The sequence below is a fragment of the Streptomyces sp. NRRL B-24085 genome (assembly GCF_001282115.1).
GTDB lineage: Bacteria > Actinomycetota > Actinomycetes > Streptomycetales > Streptomycetaceae > Streptomyces.
Genome location: NZ_LJBR01000242.1, coordinates 13,513 through 35,687 on the forward strand (window position 1 = coordinate 13,513; position 22,175 = coordinate 35,687).

The 22,175-nt window shown below is 68.3% G+C and carries 19 protein-coding genes and 1 pseudogene; 8 read left to right on the forward strand and 12 right to left on the reverse strand.

Annotated elements, in window-relative coordinates; genetic code table 11:
* Positions 1 to 101: 101 nt before the first annotated feature.
* A complete protein-coding gene (locus AOJ26_RS25075; RefSeq protein WP_053850605.1) occupies positions 102 to 593 on the reverse strand; it encodes a winged helix-turn-helix transcriptional regulator in 492 nt (163 codons plus the stop codon).
* Positions 594 to 697: 104 nt separating this feature from the next.
* Here AOJ26_RS25075 and AOJ26_RS25080 point away from each other — a divergent pair, with 104 nt between their 5' ends.
* Positions 698 to 1,189, forward strand: coding sequence for a tautomerase family protein (locus tag AOJ26_RS25080; RefSeq protein WP_078960022.1), 492 nt, complete (start codon positions 698 to 700; stop codon positions 1,187 to 1,189).
* Positions 1,190 to 1,564: 375 nt separating this feature from the next.
* Here AOJ26_RS25080 and AOJ26_RS25085 read toward each other — a convergent pair whose 3' ends face one another.
* Entirely contained in the window at positions 1,565 to 2,437 is an 873-nt protein-coding gene (locus tag AOJ26_RS25085) for a trypsin-like serine protease (RefSeq protein ID WP_053850607.1), read from the reverse strand.
* 257 nt (positions 2,438 to 2,694) lie between these two features.
* Between AOJ26_RS25085 and AOJ26_RS25090 the strand changes: the two genes are divergently transcribed.
* Entirely contained in the window at positions 2,695 to 3,477 is a 783-nt protein-coding gene (locus tag AOJ26_RS25090; RefSeq protein WP_053850608.1) for a FadR/GntR family transcriptional regulator, read from the forward strand.
* Here the strand turns inward: AOJ26_RS25090 and AOJ26_RS43940 are convergent.
* From AOJ26_RS43940 to AOJ26_RS25130, 8 genes are all read right to left on the reverse strand, one after another.
* Positions 3,462 to 3,752 carry an amidohydrolase family protein gene (locus tag AOJ26_RS43940; RefSeq protein WP_053850609.1) on the reverse strand — a complete coding sequence of 97 codons (291 nt, stop codon included), beginning with the start codon at positions 3,750 to 3,752 and terminating at the stop codon, positions 3,462 to 3,464. The genes AOJ26_RS25090 and AOJ26_RS43940 overlap by 16 nt on opposite strands.
* Before the next feature lie 315 nt (positions 3,753 to 4,067).
* The gene (locus tag AOJ26_RS25100) at positions 4,068 to 4,406 is read right to left on the reverse strand and encodes an L-rhamnose mutarotase (RefSeq protein WP_053850610.1); all 339 of its coding nucleotides are present in this window, start codon (positions 4,404 to 4,406) and stop codon (positions 4,068 to 4,070) included.
* Complete coding sequence (locus AOJ26_RS25105) at positions 4,403 to 5,587, reverse strand: mandelate racemase/muconate lactonizing enzyme family protein (protein WP_053850611.1); 1,185 nt, start codon at positions 5,585 to 5,587, stop codon at positions 4,403 to 4,405. The genes AOJ26_RS25100 and AOJ26_RS25105 overlap by 4 nt, the downstream gene beginning before the upstream one ends.
* 31 nt (positions 5,588 to 5,618) lie before the next feature.
* Positions 5,619 to 6,521 (reverse strand): carbohydrate ABC transporter permease, encoded by a 903-nt coding sequence (locus tag AOJ26_RS25110; protein WP_199828871.1) that lies wholly within the window; start codon positions 6,519 to 6,521, stop codon positions 5,619 to 5,621.
* Positions 6,522 to 6,523: 2 nt separating this feature from the next.
* Positions 6,524 to 7,477, reverse strand: coding sequence for a carbohydrate ABC transporter permease (locus AOJ26_RS25115; RefSeq protein WP_053850613.1), 954 nt, complete (start codon positions 7,475 to 7,477; stop codon positions 6,524 to 6,526).
* 1 nt (position 7,478) lies between these two features.
* Positions 7,479 to 8,849: an ABC transporter substrate-binding protein gene (locus AOJ26_RS25120; RefSeq protein WP_053850614.1), complete on the reverse strand. Its 1,371-nt coding sequence runs from the start codon at positions 8,847 to 8,849 to the stop codon at positions 7,479 to 7,481.
* A 646-nt stretch (positions 8,850 to 9,495) separates the two neighbouring features.
* The gene (locus AOJ26_RS25125; protein WP_053850615.1) at positions 9,496 to 10,257 is read right to left on the reverse strand and encodes an SDR family oxidoreductase; all 762 of its coding nucleotides are present in this window, start codon (positions 10,255 to 10,257) and stop codon (positions 9,496 to 9,498) included.
* A complete protein-coding gene (locus tag AOJ26_RS25130) occupies positions 10,254 to 11,273 on the reverse strand; it encodes a (R,R)-butanediol dehydrogenase (RefSeq protein ID WP_053850616.1) in 1,020 nt (339 codons plus the stop codon). Before AOJ26_RS25130 ends, AOJ26_RS25125 begins: the two co-directional genes overlap by 4 nt.
* A gap of 141 nt (positions 11,274 to 11,414) precedes the next feature.
* On the opposite strand from AOJ26_RS25130, the gene AOJ26_RS25135 reads away from it, so the two are divergent.
* The 5 genes from AOJ26_RS25135 to AOJ26_RS25155 all read left to right on the forward strand — a co-directional run bounded on the left by AOJ26_RS25135 (position 11,415) and on the right by AOJ26_RS25155 (position 17,944).
* The gene (locus AOJ26_RS25135; protein ID WP_053850626.1) at positions 11,415 to 12,410 is read left to right on the forward strand and encodes an aldo/keto reductase; all 996 of its coding nucleotides are present in this window, start codon (positions 11,415 to 11,417) and stop codon (positions 12,408 to 12,410) included.
* Between the two features lie 355 nt (positions 12,411 to 12,765).
* The gene (locus AOJ26_RS25140; RefSeq protein ID WP_179200274.1) at positions 12,766 to 15,165 is read left to right on the forward strand and encodes a right-handed parallel beta-helix repeat-containing protein; all 2,400 of its coding nucleotides are present in this window, start codon (positions 12,766 to 12,768) and stop codon (positions 15,163 to 15,165) included.
* 587 nt (positions 15,166 to 15,752) lie between these two features.
* Positions 15,753 to 15,983, forward strand: coding sequence for a hypothetical protein (locus tag AOJ26_RS25145; RefSeq protein WP_053850618.1), 231 nt, complete (start codon positions 15,753 to 15,755; stop codon positions 15,981 to 15,983).
* Positions 15,984 to 16,092: 109 nt separating this feature from the next.
* Positions 16,093 to 16,755: a response regulator transcription factor gene (locus tag AOJ26_RS25150; RefSeq protein ID WP_053850619.1), complete on the forward strand. Its 663-nt coding sequence runs from the start codon at positions 16,093 to 16,095 to the stop codon at positions 16,753 to 16,755.
* Complete coding sequence (locus AOJ26_RS25155) at positions 16,742 to 17,944, forward strand: sensor histidine kinase (RefSeq protein ID WP_143663547.1); 1,203 nt, start codon at positions 16,742 to 16,744, stop codon at positions 17,942 to 17,944. Before AOJ26_RS25150 ends, AOJ26_RS25155 begins: the two co-directional genes overlap by 14 nt.
* 174 nt (positions 17,945 to 18,118) lie before the next feature.
* Here AOJ26_RS25155 and AOJ26_RS25160 read toward each other — a convergent pair whose 3' ends face one another.
* The gene (locus tag AOJ26_RS25160; RefSeq protein ID WP_063790313.1) at positions 18,119 to 19,090 is read right to left on the reverse strand and encodes an amidohydrolase family protein; all 972 of its coding nucleotides are present in this window, start codon (positions 19,088 to 19,090) and stop codon (positions 18,119 to 18,121) included.
* A gap of 415 nt (positions 19,091 to 19,505) precedes the next feature.
* On the opposite strand from AOJ26_RS25160, the pseudogene AOJ26_RS42125 reads away from it, so the two are divergent.
* Positions 19,506 to 19,842, forward strand: a pseudogene (locus tag AOJ26_RS42125) (TetR/AcrR family transcriptional regulator).
* Between the two features lie 93 nt (positions 19,843 to 19,935).
* Here the strand turns inward: AOJ26_RS42125 and AOJ26_RS25165 are convergent.
* Complete coding sequence (locus AOJ26_RS25165) at positions 19,936 to 21,396, reverse strand: sulfatase (protein WP_053850621.1); 1,461 nt, start codon at positions 21,394 to 21,396, stop codon at positions 19,936 to 19,938.
* Positions 21,397 to 22,175: the final 779 nt, after the last annotated feature.

Here is a 22,175-nt window from a genome sequence, read left to right on the forward strand (position 1 = left end):
AAGGGGCCTCGCGGACGTAGCGGCTGGGCCAGAGCCGCTCAACCGGTCACGGGTCCACTGCCACCGCTCCAGATGCCGGTCCTCAGAACGATCCTGGGATCTCAGGAGCCTTCCACGAAGCGCGCGCCAGGTCCGGGCGTGCGGCAGATGTCTTCCGGGGCGAGGTGGCTGTGCCCCGCAGCGCACTCGAGGACGACCTTGACCGGCTCGTCGCAGGAGCTCGCATCGTCGACGGGCCGGTGCCGGACGATGACCGACGGGCCTTGAGGGTCGGCGAGGTAGGTGTCGCCCCATTCCAGGAGCGCCACGAGCGTGGGCCGCAACGCCCGGCCCTGCTCGGTGAGCTCGTAGGCGAAACGCTGCCGGTCCCCGGGCTCCTGATAGGGCACGCGGCACATCACTCCCGCGGTCACCAAGGTCTCCAGCCGGGTTGCCAGGAGATTTCTGGCGATCCCGAGGCGGGAGTGGAACTCGCCGAACCGGCGCGCGCCGTCCAGCGCTTCACGAACGATCAGCAGCGACCAGCGCTCCCCGACCACCGAGAGGGCGCGCGCCACCGAGCAGTTCACCGGGTCGATTCGCCGAGTTTCCATCGGTCGAGTGTACCCCTCTGAGTTTACAAGTTGTACTTAGCCCTCGTAGACTCCGGTCTGAGTTGAAGAAATAAACCCACGGGGGAGATCGATACACCATGCCCATGCTCGACGTGTACATTCCCGACGGCGCGCTCCAGCCGGACGCCGAGGCGGCGCTGCTGAACCGCATCACCGAGATCCTCGTCCGCAACGAGGGATTCGACCCCGCCGACCCGGTGAGCCGTTCCGTCTCCTGGCTCTGGCTGCACCGACCGGCCGGCATCTACGTCGGCGGCGAACCCGCGGACGCACCTCGCTACAAGGTCGTCCCCTCCGTCCCCGAGGGGCAGCTCGACGAGCAGAAGCGCGCGAGCGTCATCGCCGAGGTCACCGAGGCGATCCTCGACGCGGAGAACGGCGCCTGGCCGCGGGACGCCAGCCGGATATGGGTCTTCCCCACCGAGATCCCCGAGGGCCACTGGGGCGGCTGGGGCCAGATCAGGCCGCTCGCGGCGATCCTCGCTCGACTCACCGGCGGCGACACCAGGCGGGCCCGTACGCTCGCGCGTGAGCGGATCGCTGCCAGCCGGGCCGAACACGCCCGCCTGCCCTGATGAGCGACGAACCAAGTGGGGATCGACGCGGCCGCTGACACAGTCGTCAGGACCAGCCCGCTTCAGGCGACGCCTGGACCACGACCTCGCGCAGGCATTCCGGGGCGGCGTGCTGGTGTCGCCAGATGATGCAGCAACGGCTCATGTCGCCTTGCACTTTGCGGGTGGTGTGGGGCCAAGGGTGTCCAGGGTGAAGTAGCGCAGGGCGGTGGACTGGGCCTCGATGCGGTCGGAGCTCGCAGCCCAGCCCGTCGAGCTGCACCGTCACCGTCTGAGATCAGCCCGCCGCCGACGGCTCGTCCGAGCCGTCGGCGGCGGGTCGGCAGCGCAGTGAGGCGCTGAGGAGGCGGCGCTCTTTGTCCGGCGGAGGGGGCGTTACGGCAGCTTCACGAACGGTGCCAGGAAGGCGCGGGCACCCGGGGTGTCCAGGCGGTACGACACGTTCGTCGCGTAGCACGGGCCGTCGCCGGTGATCGTGGTGGCCGCGAGCACGTTACGGCCGCCGATCACGGCGAAGTTGGGGCCGCCGGAGTCGCCGTAGCAGGCGCCGCCGTTGCCCTGGGGTGCGGTCATCCCCAGGCGGACCCACGCGTCGTTGAGGGCGTTGAAGGTGACAGGCGCCTTCATGCGGACACCGCCGCCCGGGTGGGTCTGGCCGCCGGGGCCGCGCTGGGCCTCCTGGGTGCCGTATCCGGCGACGAACCAGTCGGTGGAGTTCAGCGACTGCGGGCCGAGCGCGCCGAGCTGGTTGGCGGTGGGCAGCGTGGCCGGGGTGAAGGTCCAGCGGGCCTTGACCTTGGTCGCGGGCAGCTCGATCACCGAGATGTCGTGCGCGTCGGACGCGGGCCCGGGGTAGTCGGGATGGCTGTGCGCGGTGCCCTCGACGGCGACGGCGCCTGCCTGCGCGGCCGGATCGCCGGGGTACTTCTTCGCGGCGGCGTCGAGGCCGGCCTGCACGTCCTGGTCCAGGGACACGTAGAACTTCACGTTGTCGGGCCAGTCGGTGGTGCAGTGCGCGGCGGTCAGGAACGTGTCCGCGTCGATCATGGTGCCGGAGCAGACCCAGTCGACCCGGTCGGGTGTCGTGGGGTCGCCGTCGTTGTCCCAGGTCGCGACGAGCGCGCCGACCTCGGTGCGCTCGGGTGCGGGTGTCGCGTTGTATGAGTTGATGGCCGAAGACGGCAGCGCGGTGGCTAGCACGGCGGCACAGGCCGCGGCGGTGACGGCGGAGGCGCGTAGGGCGGTCAAGAGAAACCCTTCTACTGACGGGACGGGTGTTCTCCTGTGGGGGGTGCAGCAGCGCCAGTGAAGCGCCCTGAAGGCGGCAGCGACAAGAGCACGCCGGCCTTTCCAGGGTTTTCCCTATGCATGGCCTATGAGGGGGGAGCTCGCCGCGCGATACGGCCGAACATCCCGAGGGCCAGACCCACTTCGGACCAACCGCGCAGCAGCAGGGTGTGAGGGGACAACGCCCGAGCCGAACGAAGAGCGGTAAGGTCACACGTATGCCAACCGAGCCGCAGCCCTCACCCCGCCTGTTCCCCCGACGGCTGCCCGTCAACCGCCTGGGTGTCGCCGTCGTTTCCGAGCTCGTCGACCTCATCGTGACGGGCCAGTTGCAGGAAGGCGAGTTGCTGCCCCCCGAGGGTCCGCTGAGCGAGCACTTCGGCGTGAGCCGCACGGTTCTGCGGGAATCGGTGAAGCGCCTGGAGGAGAAGGGTCTGGTGATCGTTTCTCAGGGGCGCGGGACCCAGGTGCGGGCGCCGGGCTACTGGAACATGCTCGACCCGGTGGTGCTGTCCGCGTTGATCGACAACGACGAGACGCTCGGCGTCCTCGACGAACTGACGGTCGTGCGGGCGAGCCTCGAGTCGGCGATGGCGGGCGCCGTCGCCGGCTCTCGCAGCGCGGACGGGCTGAGGAGGCTGGAGAACGCGCTGACCACGATGCGTGAGAGCGCGTCCGAGACGGACTCGTTCCGGCAAGCGGATGTGGTGTTCCATTACGCGCTCATGGAGATCTCCGGCAACCGGCTGGCGGAGAACATCGCCAAGCAGCTGTACAAGCGCGCCGTGGAGTCCAGCCGTTACCAGGGGATCGATCCTCCCGACGCGTTCGAGCTGACGCTGAAGGAACACGCTGCGATCGTCGATGCCATTTCACGGCAGGACGTCGCCGCGGCCCAGAAGGCGATGCATGATCACATCCATATCTCGTGGGAGCGCCGTCGGCTGCCCGACCACGCGCCGCGCTCGCGTGGCCGGGCGCGCGGTCAGGAAAGCGAGTAGACGGCCGCGGCGTTGCCGCCGAACATCCGCGCCCGTTCCGCCGCGGAGAGCCCGTCGAGATGCGTCTCCACAGCGGACTTCCAGGGCACGGCACCCCCGCCGAGCTCGGCCAACGGCCGGTCGGAGCCGTACAGAAGGCGCTGGGAGCCGAAGGATTCCACGGCTGCGGTCACCGGGTCGGCGAGGTCGGTCGGACGCCACGGCCCGGGGGCGAGGCCCGAGGTGAGTCCCGAGACCTTCGCGACGACGTTCGGTCGCCGTGCGAGGTCCCGCATCCGTGAGGCCCACCCACTCCTGTCCTGCCCGGGTCCGGGCGTGATCCAGCAGGAAGCGGAGTCCGCTCGCGCCTCATCCATTGCGGGTCCGGGTCGGGGTGCGCCAGATGCCGCACCCCGACGACGGGAACGGCGACGTTCCTGCGGATCAGGTCGAGCTGGGGTCCCACCTCCGCTGCGACGTCGACCCACGCGACGAGACCGGCGACCACCGGTGAGTCCAGCCGGGCGAGCCGGACGCTCTCCGCGAGGCTGTTGCTCGACTGCACGACACGGAGCGGTCCCACAGGTGTACGTGGGCGTCGGCACCGGCACTCATGCGAGGTGCCAGACTTCGTCGATGGGCTGCCACAGCGCTCCGGGGACACGCTCCTCGGCGATTCTCACCTGGCACGGGTCGGTGTGCGTCCACCATTCCTGCGTGGCCGGGTCCTCGGCGATCCGACGCATGTCCGCCTCGTGGTCCTCTCCCACGTACTCGTAATAGGCGAAAAGGATGTCGCCGAAAATGAAGATGCTGTAGTTGCGGACGTTGCATTCGGTGAGCTTGCGCTCGACGCTCGGCCACACGGCGCGATGCAGCGCCAGGTACTCCTCGCGTTTTTCGGGGCGCACACCCACCACCAGGGCCCTGCGCTCAGGTCGAAGGGTCATGACGCGCTCCTCCCGCCGGGGTGCGACGGGTCGTCCATCCGGTCGGGCTCGGCGACCAGCCGCAGGGCCGCGCGTTCGGGGCGGATGTGCGGTCCGGTTGCCGCGGGCTGGGGCGCGGTGGAGCCGGCCGGCGACATCTGGGACTCGTCGACCATGATCCCGATCCCTGGACGGTCGCCCAGGACGATACCTCCGTCCTCGAACTGCTGGTCGACGTCAAGGCCGACCGGAAAGCGGAGATCCTGGACTTCACAGGTCAGGAGGTTCGGTACGGCGGCGGCAGCGTGCGCCACCGGGTTGGCGTTGTACGCGACGGGGCTCACCGGCAGGTCGTGCGCGTGGGCGAGTGTCGCCACACGGAGGAAGTGGGTGATGCCCCATACGTTGCCGATCTGGACGATGTCGACCGCGTTGGCGTCCAGCAGGGGGCGGTACTGCTCCAGCCCGGTCAGGTTCTCGCCGCTTGCGATCGCCGCGCGTACCTTTCCACGCAGCGTGGCCATTCCGGCCGCGTCCCACCGGCGGAGCGGTTCCTCCACCCAGGTGAGGTCCATGCGTTCCTCGATGGCGGTGACGTACCGGGTGGCCTGGGCGTGGTTCCACGACTCGTTGGCGTCGAACATGAGCGCCGGTCGGCGCGCGTTACGGCTGAGAACGTCGCGCATGATCTCCAGTCGGGGCAGATCGCGGTCGAGGTCGCGGCCGCCCTTGAGTTTGCCGGCCTTGAAGCCGCGATCCGCGAACTGCCCGTACAGTTCCACGAGTTGGGTGTCGGTCAGGCCGTACTCGAGTCCGGAGGCGTACCCGGGAACGAAGCGTGAGCGGCCCCCGAGGGTTCGCCACAGTGGCTCGTCGGCGGCCTTGGCCTTGATGTCCCAGAGAGCCATGTCGACAGCCCCGATGGTGCCGAACGTGGATCCCGAGTGACCGGCCTTGAACACCCAGGCGAGCATCCGGTCGTAGAGCGCCACGACCGACCGCGGGTCATCGCCCTCGATCGCGGGAAAGACACGCGCGATGTCAGCGTGGGATCCGAGGCCGACCCCCTCGATCCCGGTGTCGGTCTCGATGACGAGGACGGGGACCGGCGTCACATGGCCGGACTGGACACCGTTGACGTCCCCGGTGACTCTGCCCCAGTCATGGACGGTGCTCAGACTGCGGTACCCGGTGATCTTCATCGGACGTGGTTCTCCTTGCATGCGCTGGTGGTCATTCCTTGGTTCCTCCGGCCGTCATGCCCGCGACCAGGAATCGCTGGGAGAACAGGAAGACGATCAGGACGGGCAGGATCGACACGATCGTCCCCAGTGCCAAGGTGGGCAGCTGGACGGAGTCGGATCCTGCGGAGCTGGGGTTGAAGGCCGGGGTGGCGGCCAGGAGCGAGGTGAGCCCGACCTGGATCGGGTAGCCGTCGCTGGAGGGGAGCATCACGAACGGCAGGAAGAAGTTGTTCCAGTTCTGCACGAAGCTGAAGAACGCCACCAGCGCGACGATCGGGGCGGCCAGCGGAAGGGCGACGCGGGTGAAGACCTGGAAGCCGGTGCAGCCGTCGATACGGGCGGCGGCAAGGATGTCCCGGGGGATGCTCGTCGAGAAGTAGATGTAGGTGAGGTAGACGCCGAACGGGAAGAACGACATGGGCAGGATCACCGACAGCGGACTGCCGATGAGTCCGACGCTGTTCAGTTCGAGGAAGATGGGCAACACCAAGGCGGTGCTGGGGATCAGCATGACGACGAGGGTCAGCACGAGCAGCGCCTGCCGAAACTTGAACTCCGTGAGGGCGAGTGCGTAGCCGGCGGGAATGCTGACGACGAGCGTGATCACCAGAGCGCCGATCGCGTACAGCGCGGAGTTCCCGATCCACGTCGTCACCGCGCCGTCCTGGAAGTCGAACAGCTGATGCCAGTTCGCGGCGAAGGCCGACCAGGACCCGGGGGAGAACGGGTGGTCGACGACGAGCGCCTTCGAGGACTTCGTGACGGCGAGGAGCAGCCAGACGATCGGGACGGCGAAGAACAGGATGAAGACGACGAGCAGGACGCCGATGATGGAGCGCCCGCTCCAGCCGCTCAGGCTCGACCGACGCCGTTCGGTAGAGAGTGCTGCCATGGTCATTCCTTCTCGAAGAGGCCGCCACGGGTCACGAACACCCAGGACAGCAGAAGTGCGACGACCAGCAGGATCAACGAGATCGCGGCCGCGCCGTTGAAGTCGTTCTGCTGGAACGCGTACTGATAGGCGAGCTGGTTGAGCGAGTAGTCGTTGGGCACCACGGCGTTGCTGGCCTGGCTGAGCAGCTGTGGCTCGACGAAGAGCTGGGTGCCGGCCGCGAGCGACATGACGCCCATGTACGCGACCCACTTGCGCAGCATCGGAAGCTGGATGCGCAGGGCGATCTGGACGGCGTTGGCGCCGTCGATGCGGGCGGCCTCGATCACCTCGGTGCTGATGTTGTTGAGGGCGCCGTACATGATGATGATCCACCCGCCGGCCCCGGTCCAGAACGCGATGATGGCGAAGATGGCCGGCAGGTGGCCGGGTTGGATCACCTGCACGAAGCTGTCGAAGCCCATCGCGCTGAGCAGGCCGCTGACCGGGCTCGCGGTCGGATCGAGGACGAAGAGCCACAACAGCACGCTGGAGGCGCCCGCGAGCGCGCCGGGAAGGTAGTAGACGAAGCGGAGGGTCGTGCTCACCCACCGGACGCCGATGGCATGGATCATCAACGCGAGGCCGACGACGAAGACGACCAGCCCGAGGAGCCAGATGACGAGATAGATGGTCACGTGCAGCACAGCCGGCCAGAACCGGAAGTCGTCGATGACCTTGGTGAAGTTGTCGAACCCCGCGAATCCGCCGTCGGCGTCGGTGAAGGCCAGCAGCACCGCGTAGAGCGAGGGAACGATGCCGAAGGCGATCGTGAGCAACGCGTAGGGCGAGACGAAGACATAGCCGATCGGGCTGCGGGTGACGGGGCGTCCGGTCGGCCTGCCGCCTTTCCGGCGTGACCGCCGACCCTCTGAGGGGTCGGCGGTCACAGGGGCACTCGATGGAGCGAGGGTCATCTCACTTCACCACGTATCCGTTGACCTTGGCCTGGTTCTTGATCGCCGTCTGCCACGTCGGGAGCAGGTCCACGATCGACTTGCCGCCCGTGATACCCGGGGTGATCGTCTTCGCCCAGATCGCCTCCTGGCTGAACGTGGGGTAACCCCAACCACCCCAGACCCGTGATGCGGCGGTCACCACCGGCTCCAGAGAGGTGGCGTAGTACTTGCTCGCCTCCTGCTTGGCGATCCACTTCTGGGCGGCAGGGGCGTACGCCGGGTAACCGGGCGCGGCATCGACCTGGTACTGGTCGGCGGTGGTGACGAACTGCACGAACTTCCGGGCGGCCTGCAGGTTCTTCGAATGGCTGGAAACGAACCAGGTTCCGCCACCCACGTTCCCCGTCACAGCCTCGCTGTCGCCCTTCCACGTCAACGGCGCGGCGACGCCGAGCTGTCCGGCCGGAACGTTGAGCGATTCAGGGTTGTGGAAGATCGCGCCTGCGTACCACGCCGGTCCCGGTGTCATCAGCACCTTGCCGGAGTACTTCTTCAAGAACTCAGGTGTGAACACGCTGACCACCGGGACGGTCCCCTTGTCGCGGAGGGTGTCCAGCATCGAGGCCGCGCGCTTGCACTCGGTCGAACCGGTGTTCACGGTGACGGACTTGGGACCGGTCACGTCATTGGCCTGGCACTTGCTCGCCCACATGTAGACCTCGGGGGTCCAGGCATCGCCGGCTGTGCCGATGATGTAGCCGGGGTGCTCCTCTGCGACCTTCTCCCCGAGCGCCTGGTACTCCTCCCAGGTGGTCGGCAGGGCGTAGCCGAACTTCTCCAGCAGGGGCTTGTTGTACCAGAGCACCGTCTGGGCGAGGTCGTTGCGCAGGCAGTACACGCGGCCGTCCACGGTGCAGGGATCGAGAGAGCCCTTGGTGAAATTGCCGAGCGTCTCCTTCGGGACCAGGCCCTTGTCCAGCACAGCCGCGAACGCCTGCTTGCCGCCGCCCTTCTGGCTGGCCCACGCCGCGTCGTTGTTCTGGCTGGAGAAGACGACATCCGGCCAGCCACTGCCTGCGCGGTCGAAGAGCTGCATCTTCGTCCGGAAGGAGTTGGAGCCGTTGGCCGACCCGTCGTAGGTGACGACCTTGATCTTCGTGTCAGGGTTCGCCGCCTGGAAGGCCTTCGCGGCGGCCTGTCGGTCCGCGTCCACCCAGACGGTGATGGCCGAGGACGCCTCCTGCTTGGCCTCGGGAAAGCCGTACTTCCCGTTGGCCGCGCTTTCTCCGCTGCCGCAACCGGCGAGCGCGAGGAGGGCCGTTGCTATCCCCGTCACGGCGACGGCCGACGCCCTGCGGCGTGAAGGCGCCCCGGTGTGGATTCCGACCATGAGATGTCCCTTGTCCTGTCGACTTCGTTGACGACTCCGCGCCGAGGACTGTAGAGCATACGTATTATGTTTGTCACGAGCTGATACGACTTCCTGTGAGCTGCTGCTACGGCCGGTGCGGTCCCGGTGGTCGCCATTGGCTGACGCTGCTGGAGCTGCGTGATCGGGAGCAGCTCAACTCCGCGTCACCCACCACGGATCGACCTGCTCAAGGCGGACACGGAGTCAGCCCTGACCGGCCGACGCCGATGGTGCCGACCGGTCTCGGGGCAGAGGGGAGTGGCCGGTCGCCGTTGGTGGCTCCTGTCGGTGACGGGCCAGGTGCGAAGCGGCTGGGCGCGGCTGACCTGTGACGCCCTGCACGAGCCGCCCCCTCAGGGCCCGTTACTCGCCGGGCGACCCCTGTCGACACCTGCTTTGCCTGCGGTCTGCCACGGCAGCGACGGCCCTGGTGGACTCTCGGCACGCGTGACGACGTAGGCCTGCGGTGGCCTCTGCTCGCGCCCATCCGAGGCGCCGGCGAACGCGCGGTCCTGGGCCGTCGGCCTCGCGGTACGCCGGCGCCGGGGGAGTGCCCATGTCCTCCACGGTTCGAAGGCCGTGGGCGCTCCGGGACCGGGGAACCGCCATCTCGTGGCTCAGGGCCTCATCGGCCCAGCCACCCTCCGTCGACCGGCAGGATCGCGCCGGAGACGTAGCGCGCGGCGTCGGACGCCAAGAAGACAGCGGCACCGGCGATGTCTTCCGCCGTTCCCCACCGGCCTGCCGGGATCCGTTCGAGGATTGCGCGGGACCGGTCGGGGTCGTCCTGAAGGGCCTGGGTGTTGTCGGTCGCGATGTAGCCCGGGGCGATGCCGTTGACGGTCACACCGTGTCCGGCCCATTCGTTCGAGAGCGCCCGGATCAGTCCCGACACGCCGGACTTGGCGGCCGCATAGCCCGGCACGTTGATCCCGCCCTGGAAGGAGAGCAGGGAGGCGGTGAAGACGATGCGCCCGTGCCGCGCCTCCAGCATCCTCCGCCCGAGAACCTGGCTGAGTACGAAGGCGCTGGTGAGATCGACTTCGAGTACCTCGTCGAACCATTCGAGGGGATGCTCGGCGGCCGGAGCGCGGCGAATGGTCCCGGCGTTGTTGACCAGGATGTCCACCGGGCGTTCACCTGCGGCGAGTTCTTCCGCGAAGCGGGTCACCTGGCGCCGGTCCGCGAAGTCGACGCGGTGTCCCGAGAACGCACGGCCGAGCCGGCGCACGCGATCGCCGATCGCCGATGCCCCAGGATCGAGGGTGGCGGAGACTCCGACGATGTCGGCACCGGCGGCGGCCAGGGCCTCGGCGACGGCGAATCCGATGCCCCGCTTGGCCCCCGTCACCACAGCGAGGCGGCCGGTCAGGTCGAAGGGGTTCATGACGCGCTCACCTCGACGAGCAGCTTCATGGCCTGCCCGGTCTCGAGGAGCCGAAAGGCCGATTCGACCTTGCGCAGGGGCACGATGCCCGTGATGAGTTTCTCGGTGGGGATGGTTCCCTCGGTCAAGAGCTCGATGGCGCGCTCGAAGTCATGGCGCTGGTAGACCCGTGCGCCGAGCAACCTCAGTTCCCGCCAGAACACGCGGTGCAGGTCCATGGGCCGCGGTTGCGCGTGGATGGCCACCACGACAAGCGTGCCGCGGACCTTCACCATGCCGGTGGCGGCGAGCACGGCGGCGGCGGAGCCGGAGACTTCGAACACGACGTCCGCTCCGGCGCCGTCCGTCCACTCCTCCACCCAGGCGACCTGATCGACCGCCGAAGGGTCCAGCGTCGTCAGCCTCATCTCCTCGGCTGCGGCCCGCCGGGCCGGGTCGGTCTCGGTGATGACGACCTCGGCACCGAACGCCTCTGCGACGGTCGCGATCAGCACGCCGATCGGGCCCGCACCGATGACGACCGCCTTGTCGCCTGCGGCGAGTTCGGATCGTCGTACGTCGTGCACGGCCACCGCGACGGGCTCCACGAGTGCGGCGTCGCGCAACGGGATGTCCGAGGGCAGCCGCACGAGTGTCGACGCCGGCACGTTCCAGTACTCCTGAAGGGCTCCCGGGCTGTCGATGCCTATGAAGTCCAGGTTCTGGCAGATGTGTTTGTTCCCCGCGCGGCATGCCGGGCAGGTGCCGTCCCAGGCCAGCGGCATGACGGTCACCGCATCCCCCACCGACCAGCCCTCCACACCCGGGCCGAGGGCGACGATCGTGCCCGACATCTCGTGTCCGATCGTCGCCTGCCGGCTGACCCGAGCGTCCATGTCCCCGTGGAACACGTGAAGGTCCGTGCCGCAGATTCCGACGTAGGCGACGGCGATGCGTACCTCTCCCGCGCCCGGCTCGACCGGTTCCCGCTCCTCGATGGTCATCTTGCGGGCGCCCGCGTAGCTTGCCGCCAACATACCGATCGACTCCTCTCGCCATGGCGCAGACCGTGCCGGCCCACAGGGGTGCCGCAGGCTAGCATGAAACATCATACGTATGTTGTCATGGCTGGAGTTGACCTCGTGACCAGCAAGCAACCGCCCCGCGACCACGCGCTCATGGAAAAGACGCTGCCCGTCCGGAGCCTGCGCACCGGGCACCGGCTCACGGAACTGGGGCTGGGTACAGCCCAGTTCGGCAATCTGTTCACCGAGACGACCGACGACGAGTCGAGGCACGCCGTCAAAACCGCGATTGAGGAGGGGATCCGCTACCTCGACACAGCGCCGCATTACGGCCTCGGTCTGTCCGAACGGCGCTTGGGAGACGCCCTGCGTGTGACCGCTCGACAAGACGTGGTGATCTCCTCGAAGGTCGGACGTCTGCTCGTCGACAGCCCGGACACGGCCCACCGGCTCGACGACGACGGGTTCGTCGTGCCGGCCACGAAGAAACGGGTCTGGGACTTCAGCCGCGACGGGATCCTTCGTTCCGTGGAGGAGTCGCTCGCGCGACTCGGGACCGACCGGCTCGACATCGCCTACCTGCACGATCCGGACGACCACTGGGGACCTGCATCGTCGAGCGGGATCGGCGCGCTGGCCGAGCTGCGGGACCAGGGCGTCGTCGGTGCAATCGGCGCCGGCATGAACCAGGCGGCCATGCTGACCGAGTTCGTGCGGCGGACCGACGTCGATGTGGTCATGGTCGCCGGGCGGTTCACCCTCCTCGACCAGTCGGCCCTGGACGGCCTGCTGCCCGCCGCCCGCGAGCGCGGCGTCGGCGTCGTCGCCGCGGCGGTCTACAACTCCGGTCTGCTGAGCACTACGGCCGTGGACGGCTCGGCGTACTACGACTACGGGGCAGCGCCGCGGTCCGTCGTCGAACGTGCCGCCCGCATCGCAGCCGTCTGCGAGCGGCACGGCGTCGAGCTGCCCGCCGCCGCCATCCACTACCCGCTGCGCCATCCCGCGGTCACCTCGGTGGTGACGGGCATGCGCACCGCAGAGCACGTGCCTAGCAATGTCGCGCGGTATCGGGCGGTGATTCCGGAGGCGCTGTGGGAGGAGCTGCACGTCACGGGGCTGGTTCCGGACCCCGCTCGCCTGAGCTAGAACTCCAGGCTCTCAAGCAAACATCGTACGAATCTTGTAGCAAACATCATACGTATGCTAACCCTGTGGCGGGCCTCAAGGCCCCAGTCACAGGAAGCGATCGAACATGACATCGACGTCAGACTCGACACGCTCGGTGAGCGCTCGATGGAGGCGCAGGGCGGGACTCCTCGCGGCGCTCGGCACCTGCGCCGTCATCGCGTCAGCGCTCATTCCCCTCCAGGCGCAAGCCGCGCCCCGGACGGTGTACTTCGCGGCGCCGGACGGGAGGGACTCCGGACACTGCAGCCCGTCGCAGCCGTGCTCACTCGAGCGGGCTCAGCACGTCGCCCGCCCCGCGGCCAAGCAGGGTGACGTGAGCGTTCAGCTCGCCGACGGCACCTATCGCCTCTCCGAGCCCCTCCGGTTCGGACCCGATGACGGAGGCGGCAAGCACACCGTCCACTGGACCGCCGCCCCGGACGCCCACCCCGTCATCACCGGCGCCAAGAAGGTCACCGGCTGGTCCAGATCCGATGCGGGCCAGGGCATCTGGGAGGCGGACACCCCCCGCGGCCTCGACACCCGCCAGCTCTACGTGAACGGCGTGATCGCACCTCGCGCCGCCATTCGCCTCGCCAACACGGACGTCACCCCCACCGCCACCGGACTCACCATCAAGAACCCGGCGCTGAACTACCTCGCCACCCTCCCCGACCAAGGGCGCATCGAGTTCGAATCCCTCGGCGACTTCACGAACCGCTACTCACCGGTGCAGAGCATCAGCGGCACCGAGATCACGATGGCCCAGCCGGCGTGGGACAACAACACGTGGGGTTGGGACACCGTCCAGAACTCGTTCCTGGCCGGACCGAGCTGGTACCTCGACAACTCGCTGAAGTTCCTCACCCAGGCCGGACAGTGGTACGTGGATCCGGGTGCCGGGAAGCTCTACTACAAGCCGGCGGACGGGATCGACCCCAACCGGCTCGACATCGAGCTTCCCCGCCTGGAGACACTGATCAGCATAGGCGGCACGTACGACAGGCCGGTCACCGGTCTTGCCTTCGACGGCATCCAGTTCTCCGGGACCTCCTGGCTCGGCCCGTCGACCGACGGGTACGCGGACCAGCAGAACGGCCTGTTCATCAAGGGCGCCTACAAGTACCGCCCCGCCGACGCCTTCACGAGCTGCTCACGCGGCTGCGAGATGTTCGAACGAGCGCGCACCAGCTGGTACCAGGAGCCCGCCGCCGTGCAGGTCTCCGCCGCCAGCCGCATCTCCTTCACCGGCAACACGTTCACCAACCTGGGCCAGTCCGCGCTGGGCATCGGAAACGACGCCAACGCCACGCGGACCGGCGTCGGACTGGGCGCCAGCGACATCGACGTCGTCGGCAACCGGTTCACGGAGAACAGCGGTCACGGCATAGCGGTCGGTGGCGTACTGCCCGACGCGCACCACCCCAGCGACCCGAGAATGACCAACCGGGACATCCTGATCACCGACAACACGATCAACCGTGTGGCGGTGGACTACAAGGACAACAGCGGCATCCTCAGCACCTACGTCACGGACGCCCGCATCCTGCACAACGAGGTCTCCAACGTCCCCTACGACGGCATCGACACCGGCTACGGCTGGGGTATCAACGACGCCGGAGGGTCGAACGACTACGTCGACCGCGGCTACTACAAGTGGAACACGCTGTACACGACGCCGACCACGCTCAAGAACAACCGGGTCGAGGGCAACCTCGTGCACAACACGAAGGCCCGTTTCGCCGACGGCGGATCGGTCTACAACCTCTCCGCCAGCCCCGGAACCGTGGTCGCCAAGAACTACCTGTTCAACATCTCAGGAGTCGGCCTCTACCTCGACGAGGGCTCGCGCTCGATGACGTACGAGAACAACGTGGTCCAGGGAGGATCCTTCCTCTTCACCAACGCGTACAGCCTCCGCAACAACACCAGCGACAACGTCATCCAGAACAACTGGTACAACTCGGGTGGCGCCTCGACGCCGAACGCCGAGGCCCACAACAACAAGCTGATCAACAACGTCAAGGTCACCGGGGCCAACTGGCCCGCGGGCGCACGCGACGTCATCTGCCAGGCGGGTGTCGCGCCTCGGTTCCGGACATCGCTCAACGCCAACCAGTTCGGCTTCAGCGGATGCGAGGTCCACGCACCCGTGGCGGGCGGCTTCGGCACTGCCGGTGGTTCGGCCGTCAGCTCCTACTTCGGCCAGAGCGGAGACGGATTCGGGATCGCGGCGGCCGGTGCCGACGTCTGGGGTGCGGGCGGTCAGCGCGACGACCAGTTCGGTTCGGTCTACCGGGCCGGCGCCTTGAGGTCCGGTTCCAGCGTCTCCACCCGAGTCGTCTCGGTCAACGACGCCAACCCCTGGGCCAAGTCCGGTGTCATGGTCCGCAATGACATGAACAAGGCGGGAGCGTCCGCCGGGTATGCCGTCGTCGCGGTGACCGCTCGCAACGGCGTCGTGTTCCAGTGGGACTCCGACGGCGACGGGTATCTGGACGCCGACGCCCGCGCCGCGGTCGACGTCTTCCGCCCGGTCTGGGTGAAACTCACCCGGTCCGGATCGTCGTTCGGCGCCTCGTACTCCTACGACGGCGCGAACTTCGTCCCGATCGGTCAGCCCGTCACATTGCCCTCGGCCGCAGCCAAGCAGGACGCCGGGATCTTCTCCACGTCCCACGACGTGAACCAGTCAGCGATCAACCAGTTCGACAAGGTCGCCATCACACCGTGACCACGGCGTAGGCACCGACTCTCAGTTCGGGACAGGTGCGGCCGACCGGTCGTGCGGGGCGGGGCGTACGTTCCGCCCCGCACGACCATCTGTCCGTCGATGCCACGAAGCAACTGCCCCTGCCAGCGGCACGGCGCTTCCGCGCACCGTATCGAACAGCGCTCGGAAGCGTGCCGCTCGTTTCGGACACGTCGGCACGCGGCCAGTGTCGCCTGTGCCGAACCGGACATCCCTGCGACGACCGAACCAGCCACGCTTGCCACCTGACCGGCCGTGTCGAGATCAGCAATGGCCGCGACGACACCCAGCACTACCGCCGCCACCAGCCACACCGCATCCCCGTCTTGGTGACTGACATCCCCGACGGCCTACCGGGTCCGCTGCCCGAAGGCCGGGTCTGCGGCCGTTCGAAGCAGATGCGCCGCGAGCGGTCGTACAGCACGTGCGCGGACCGGCCTCGGGGACCGTACGTCCCTCCGTCACCGCCTGGAACTCACGCCCTGTGCTCCTTTACGACCCCGCAACATCGGTCCGCATTTACTGGCGCTCGCCGACGCCGAAGGACGGCTCGGTGGAAGGGACTGACCATGAAGATCAGGAAGCCCCTGGCCGGGCTCGCCCTGGCTCTCGCCCTGGCCGGCGGCGGGGTCGCCGCCGCCTCGCTGGCTCACGCGGACACCTCCGCCCCGACGGCTCCGGCCGGAGGGAAGCAGGCGGCCGACGAGGCCCCCGAGGTTGGCGCGGTCGGCCAGACGGGGGACCGGCCCGGACCGGGAGTGACGCTCCACAAGGCCGAGGCCGCGATCCGGGTGCGCTAGCACTGTCGCCGACGGGCCGGGGTGACAATGAGGGCGCCCCGGCCCGCCTGGGCGGTAGGCGGTTCGCTGAGATGCGGGCAGCGGGCAACAGACGTGAGAGGGACGCTGCGTGAAAGTGTTGTTGGCGGAGGACGAACCGATGTTGGCCCGGGCCGTCCGCAACGCGCTGCACAGGGCGGGACTGACGGTCGACGTCGTCCACGACGGCCGGGCCGCGGTGGAGCACCTGCGGTCGCAGGAGTACGAGGCGGTCGTTCTCGACCGGGACCTGCCGCTGCTCTCCGGTGACGAGGTGTGCCGGTACATCATCACCCACCACGCGTCGACGGGAGTGTTGATGCTGACCGCGTCGGTGACGCTCGCCGACCGGGTCGCGGGACTGCGGACAGGAGCCGACGACTACCTCACCAAACCGTTCGAGTTCCCCGAACTCATCGCGCGCCTGCGGGCGTTGCAACGCCGGTCCGGCCCCCGGACACCCCCGGAGCTGCGCTTCGGCGAGCTCCGCCTCGACCCCTTCACGCATCAGGCGTTCCGTGGCGAAACACTCCTGCCGCTCAGCCCCAAGGAGTTCCGCATCCTCGAGCAACTGCTGCGCGCACAAGGTGGTGTGCTCAGCGCGGAGACGCTTCTGCAGCGCGCGTGGGACGAGCACGCCGACCCCTTCACCAACTCCCCCCGCGTGGTCATCTCCACACTGCGCAAGAAGCTCGGCAGGCCGTGGCCGATCGAGACTGTTCCCGGCGTCGGGTACCGCGTTGTCCGCACCTGACGAGGGCGGGACACCGCGACCGGCTCCTCGCAGGTCCCTCAGCGCCCGGATCATCGGGAGCCTGATCGCCGTCTTCACCGTGCTGGCCCTGGTCATGATCGCCACCATCACGCTGCTGACGGCCTACGTTCCCACTGGCATCGTCGGAGGGGCACCGGGGGTCGCGCCCGGTACGACCGGAGGCGCACTTCCCCCGTCCACGGGTACGGCGGGTGCGGCGCCCCGGCAGGAGGTCGAGCGGCTGCTGGTGTTCTCGTCGATCGCCCTCGCCGTCGGGGTCGTCTCCGGAGCGTTCGCCGTGCGGTGGATCGTACGACGCTCGCTGGCACCGCTGAGCGCGATGACCGACGCGGCACGCCAGGCCGCCGCCACGGACCTGCGCGCCCGGGTACCGGTGGGCCGGACCAGGGATGAGATCACCGACCTGGCCGTCACCTTCAACGTCATGCTCGCGAGACTGGACGACGCCTTCGAGGCACAGCGCCGTTTCGCGGCGAACGCCTCCCACGAACTGCGGACACCGCTGGCCACCGCGCAGGCCGTCATCGACGACGCGCTGGCCGACGAGCCGCCCGGACCGACACGTGAGCTGCTGCAAGACCTGCGCACCCTGAACAGCCGCAGTGTCCGGACAGTACACACGCTGCTGGACCTCGCGGACACCCAAGCGGGCCGGGGAACCCGGGAGGAGACCGACCTGACGTCAATCGTGCGCCAGGAATACGAGGCGCACCGCACAGCGGCCCTGGAGAACGGCGTGACGATGAGTGAGACCCTCGACCCCGCCGTGGTCGACGTGGAGGCGACCCTGGTCCGGCTCATGGTGCGCAACCTCCTCGACAACGCCGTACGCCACAATCACCGCGGTGGCCGGGTCGAGTTGACCCTGCGCGACGAGGGTCCCGCCCTGCTGCTCCGCGTCACCAATACCGGTGCCCTCATGACCCCCCGGGAGGTCGCCGAGATCGTCGAACCCTTCCACCGGGGCGCCGGACGCCTGGGAAGCGACGGCAGGGGACTGGGAGCCGCCCTGGTGGCAGCCGTCGTCACCCGCCACGGCTGGCGACTCGGCCTGCGTCCCCGGCCCCACGGCGGGCTGATCGCCGAGGTCCGCATACCGCGCAAGGCTCCAGGACCGGGCCGTGCCGCACCGCCCAACAGCGCCGGCGGGGAACACGGGGACGGCTGACGGGAGGACACCCCGACGACACCGCCTCCCTCTCGCAGAAAGCCGTCAGGGAGACACCATGAGCAACAGTGCCGGCGTGTGGACGTCGTGGGATCAGGACCTGAGGCACCCCTTGGGGCGGTACCGTGCGGCCTGCCCGAGGTCGCCGGGCTTGGGCAGTGGGGAAACGCCCGGTCAGTTGGGCTTGGCCAACCGAGGGAAGAGCGTCACAGCGGTGTGCCGCTGCATGGCGTGCTGCTGCTCATAAGTGAGCGTGCTGTCGCCCTTGAGTGCTTCCGCGAGCCCCTGGACCACCCAGTCCGGTGTGTACGGGTAGTCGCTGCCGTACAGAAGGTGGTCTGCATCGGTCAGGGTCAGGAGAGTGGGCAGGAGCCGGGGGAGGGGAAAACCGGCCAAGTCGTAGTAGAGCCGTCGCAAGGCTCCCAGTACATCCGCCGGCCGGTCGCTGACAGCGAGTGAGAACGCGGAGAGACGGTCGGCGAGCGTGGCCAGCGCGCCGCCCGCGTGCGGGACGATGAAGCGGACGGCCGGATACCTGTCGAGGCTGCCGCTGAGGATCAGATTGGTGACCGCGCGTGTGGTTTCGAAGGGGAACTCCAGCATCGGCCGCGGCAGGTTCAGGCTGGTGGCTTCCCAGTTCTGCGGGGAGACGGGGTGGAGCAGGACGACAGCGGCCCGCCGGTTCAGTTCGGCCATCAGCGGCTCGTAGCAGGGGCTGCCGACGTAGTGGCCGCCGTAGTGCGTCTGGAGCATGACGCCGTCGACGCCCAGGACGTCGTAGGCGTACTCCAGTTCTGCCAGGGCACCGTGCAGGTCGGGCAGCGGGAGGGAGGCGAGGATCCCGAACCGGTGCGGGTGGGCACGCACGATGTCGGCGCCCTCCTCGTTGACGGCGCGTGCCATGGAGTGGGCGGCGCTGTCGTCACCGAAGTGGATGCCCGGCGAGGACACGGACAGTACGGCGGCTGCGACCCCGGTGGCACCCATGACGTCCAAAGCGGCGGCAGGAGTCCAGTCGGGAATTCCCGGCATGCCGTCGGGCCCGCTGTGTCCGGCCGCTTCAAGAGCGGACCGCAGACGGCGGGTGAGGAAGTGGGCATGGACGTCGATGGCGTCCGCCAACGGCGTCCCGCGGTCCGTGCTCACCTCGCCTTCTCATGCGTCGAAGGGGCCCCGGGCCCGGAGTGGTCGCGGCGGGCGGCGCCGAGTGTGACGAAGAGGTCGATCAGGCTGGGATCGTCAACGGCCGCCTCATCTACGACCTGAGCCGCAGCGGCTCTCTGCAGAATGCGTTTGACGGGAACCTCCAGCTTTCTCGGATCTGTCCCGGGCGTTGCGGCATTGAGGGGTGCGGAGATGGTGTCCTCCCTCCAGGCAGGCGTTGCTGATGAAAACATCAGTCGCGACGCTACACCTTGAGTGATTGAGATATCTAGATTGATGAAACAATCGCTTTTGTTTCGATGGTCACCATGATTAGGCCCATCGCCTGCCGAGCGCTGTCCCCGCCCCGCCCGCCGACCGCCGCGAGCGACGGCGAGCTGCCACACCGCTGGCTCTCGTGCACGCCGCCCGAAGGATCCTGGCCGAGACGGGCGACACCGCCGCGAGTATCCAGGTGATCGCGGACCGGGCGGATGTCGGCTTCGGCTCGTCTGCAACCACTTCACCTCCAAGGCGGAGTTGTTCGACGCAGCCGTCGAGGGCGCTTTGGAAGAGTTCGGCCTAACGTTTGATGAGCATCTGTGTGGATTGGAAGATCCGGCGGAGCTGGGCGTCCCGACCTGGACAGGGACGCCGCCGCAGCCGAACTGGCCGCCATGGCCCTGCGGATGCTGGGCCTTTCGCCGGGCGACGCCGAGGAGGTCGCACGGCGCCCGCTGCCCAGGATTGCCTGAAGGCCGCTGTCGCGACGCCGTGTACGACTTTGCAGGGCCGGGCCCCAGCGGGCAGCCCGGTGTACGCGCCGACAGCGAGCAGAGCAGCGTTTCCTATGGCGAGTACGGCAGCAAGGTGGCGTTGATCCTCTCCCAAGCTGCCTTCAGGTCGGCCAGCAGCGCGGGTTCCTGCGCCGCCTTGTCGGCGCACTCACTGGGATCGGCCTCCAGATCGAACAGGACGTCCTTGCCACTGTTCGGGGGGATCTTCGCGGTGGTGGCACGGTGGTACTTCCACTTGCCGCGGCGCAGCGCTCGTTCGCGCCTGTTGCGCCAGAACAGATCACGTTGGGGAGCGACCTGTCCCCGCAGCAGGTAACCCGCCAGACTCATCCCGTCGAGCGGGGTGTCGGGTGCGGGGCGTGCACCAGCTACTTCGAGCAGCGTCGCCGTCCAGTCCGGGGTGAACACGGGCACGTGACTGACCTGACCGCCATGCACACGGGCCGGCCAGCGCAGGATGTTCGGCACCCGGATGCCGCCTTCCTGGAGTGTCTCCTTCACGCCCGCGAAGGGCCAACTGTAGGAGAAACGCTCGCCCCCGTTGTCGCTGGAGAAGACGACGATCGTGTCGCCTGCCTGGCCGGAGCGGTCCAGGGCGTGCAGCACCTGGCCGACAGCTCGGTCCATGCCCTCGACCATCCTCCGGTAGGTGTCCAGCGAGCCGCCGTCGAGATGAGCCAGCGCCAGCTTTGCCTTCTCAGGAGGAAGCACGCGCACGAGGCGCTCCAGACGGGCGGCCTCCTCGGTGTCTCCCTCTGCGATGAACGGCCAGTGCGCCGCCGTGAAGTTCAGGTTGAGCAGCCAGGGCTTGCGATGTCCGCGCGTGATGAAGTCACTCGCCCGCTCGGCCAGGACGTTGGTGTAGTACCGCAGGTCCTTGACGGAGGTTTCGCCCTCGTAGAGGTCGTAGCCCCCGCTCGTGTTGAGCTTGGAGTAGTACTCCAAGGCGCCTCCGAAGTTCCCGAAGAACTCGTCCCAGCCGGACTTGGTGGGCGCGTAGTCCGGCAGAGCACCGCAGTGCCACTTGCCGATCATTGCCGTGCTGTAGCCGGCTGCGCGCAACAGCGAGGCGAGAGTCGGGTGCGTGGGTTCCAGGCCTACTTGGTCGCCGTCCTGGATGGGCTCCTCAAGCCCTGCGGCGATGCGGCCCGGGTAACGCCCGGTGTACAGGCTCAGGCGGGTCGGCGAGCACTCCGACGAGCCTGAGTACGCGTCTGTGAAGCGCACTCCGCGCGCCGCGAGGCGGTCCAGGTTCGGGGTGTGGATGTGTCGCGCGCCGTAGCACGACAGGTCGGCGTATCCCAGATCGTCCGCCAGGATGAACAGGATGTTCGGCCGCCGAGAGGTCCGGCCTGCGGCGGCTTCGAAGGGGCGTTCCTCGGCTCCCACGGCTTCCGAGGCAGCTTGCGCCTGGGCCGGCAGCCCCATGGTGGCGGCGGTCACGGCTGCTGCACTGGCCCCCACGACTCCACCGAAACTCCGGCGGGAGACGGTCTTTCTGACAGGTGCCATGTTCACTCCTTCTGACACGGGACTCCGGTCGCCGTACGCGTGTCGACACCGCCCGGTGCGACCGCGGGGAAGCGATCCGCGCGGCGGCACGGCTGAGCGGTGGACGCGTGCGCGGATTCCCGACGAGGAGCAGGGAGCGATCCCCGGGGCGACACCTGCCTGTGCTCTCTCGTTGAGGCCGGCTCACGTTTACTGATGAAATGCTCTTAGATGATGAAGTCATCAGTCAAGGCGTAGAGCTGGCCTATTTCCGCGCCGTTACGGATCAGTGGCTCGGGTCGGTCCGCCCGGCTCGACGCATGCCGAGTGTCGACGTGGCCGTCGGCGCAGAAGACGTCCCAGGTGAGAGTCGGGACGGGGTGCCCGAGATACTGTCCTTCCGGCAGATCAGCGGCCGTATGCTCTCTGCGCCGGCGGCCGCGGCGACGTAACAGGCGTTGTGGCAGGTGGCGGGACCATCGACAGGGGATCGACGGGATTCTGCACCGGGTGCGGACCGGCGTGCAGCGGTCGATTCCATGAGAGCCTGGGTCGCTCGCGGGGCGAGTTCACCACCAAGCTCCACCTGAGCGCGGACGGCCTGTGTCGCCCACTGTCCCTGATCGTCCCGTCCGGCCAGCGGGTCCCTCTACACCGCCGAACCCGGCAGCACCTCCGAAGATCGCCTCAAGCTCCTGGCCAGCCTCGCAGCAACCCACCCCCACGTGACAGAGCAGGCCGACCCGCCGCACCAAGCCGCGCGGTCAACGCACCCACCCCGCTCCGGCACCAGCGAAAAC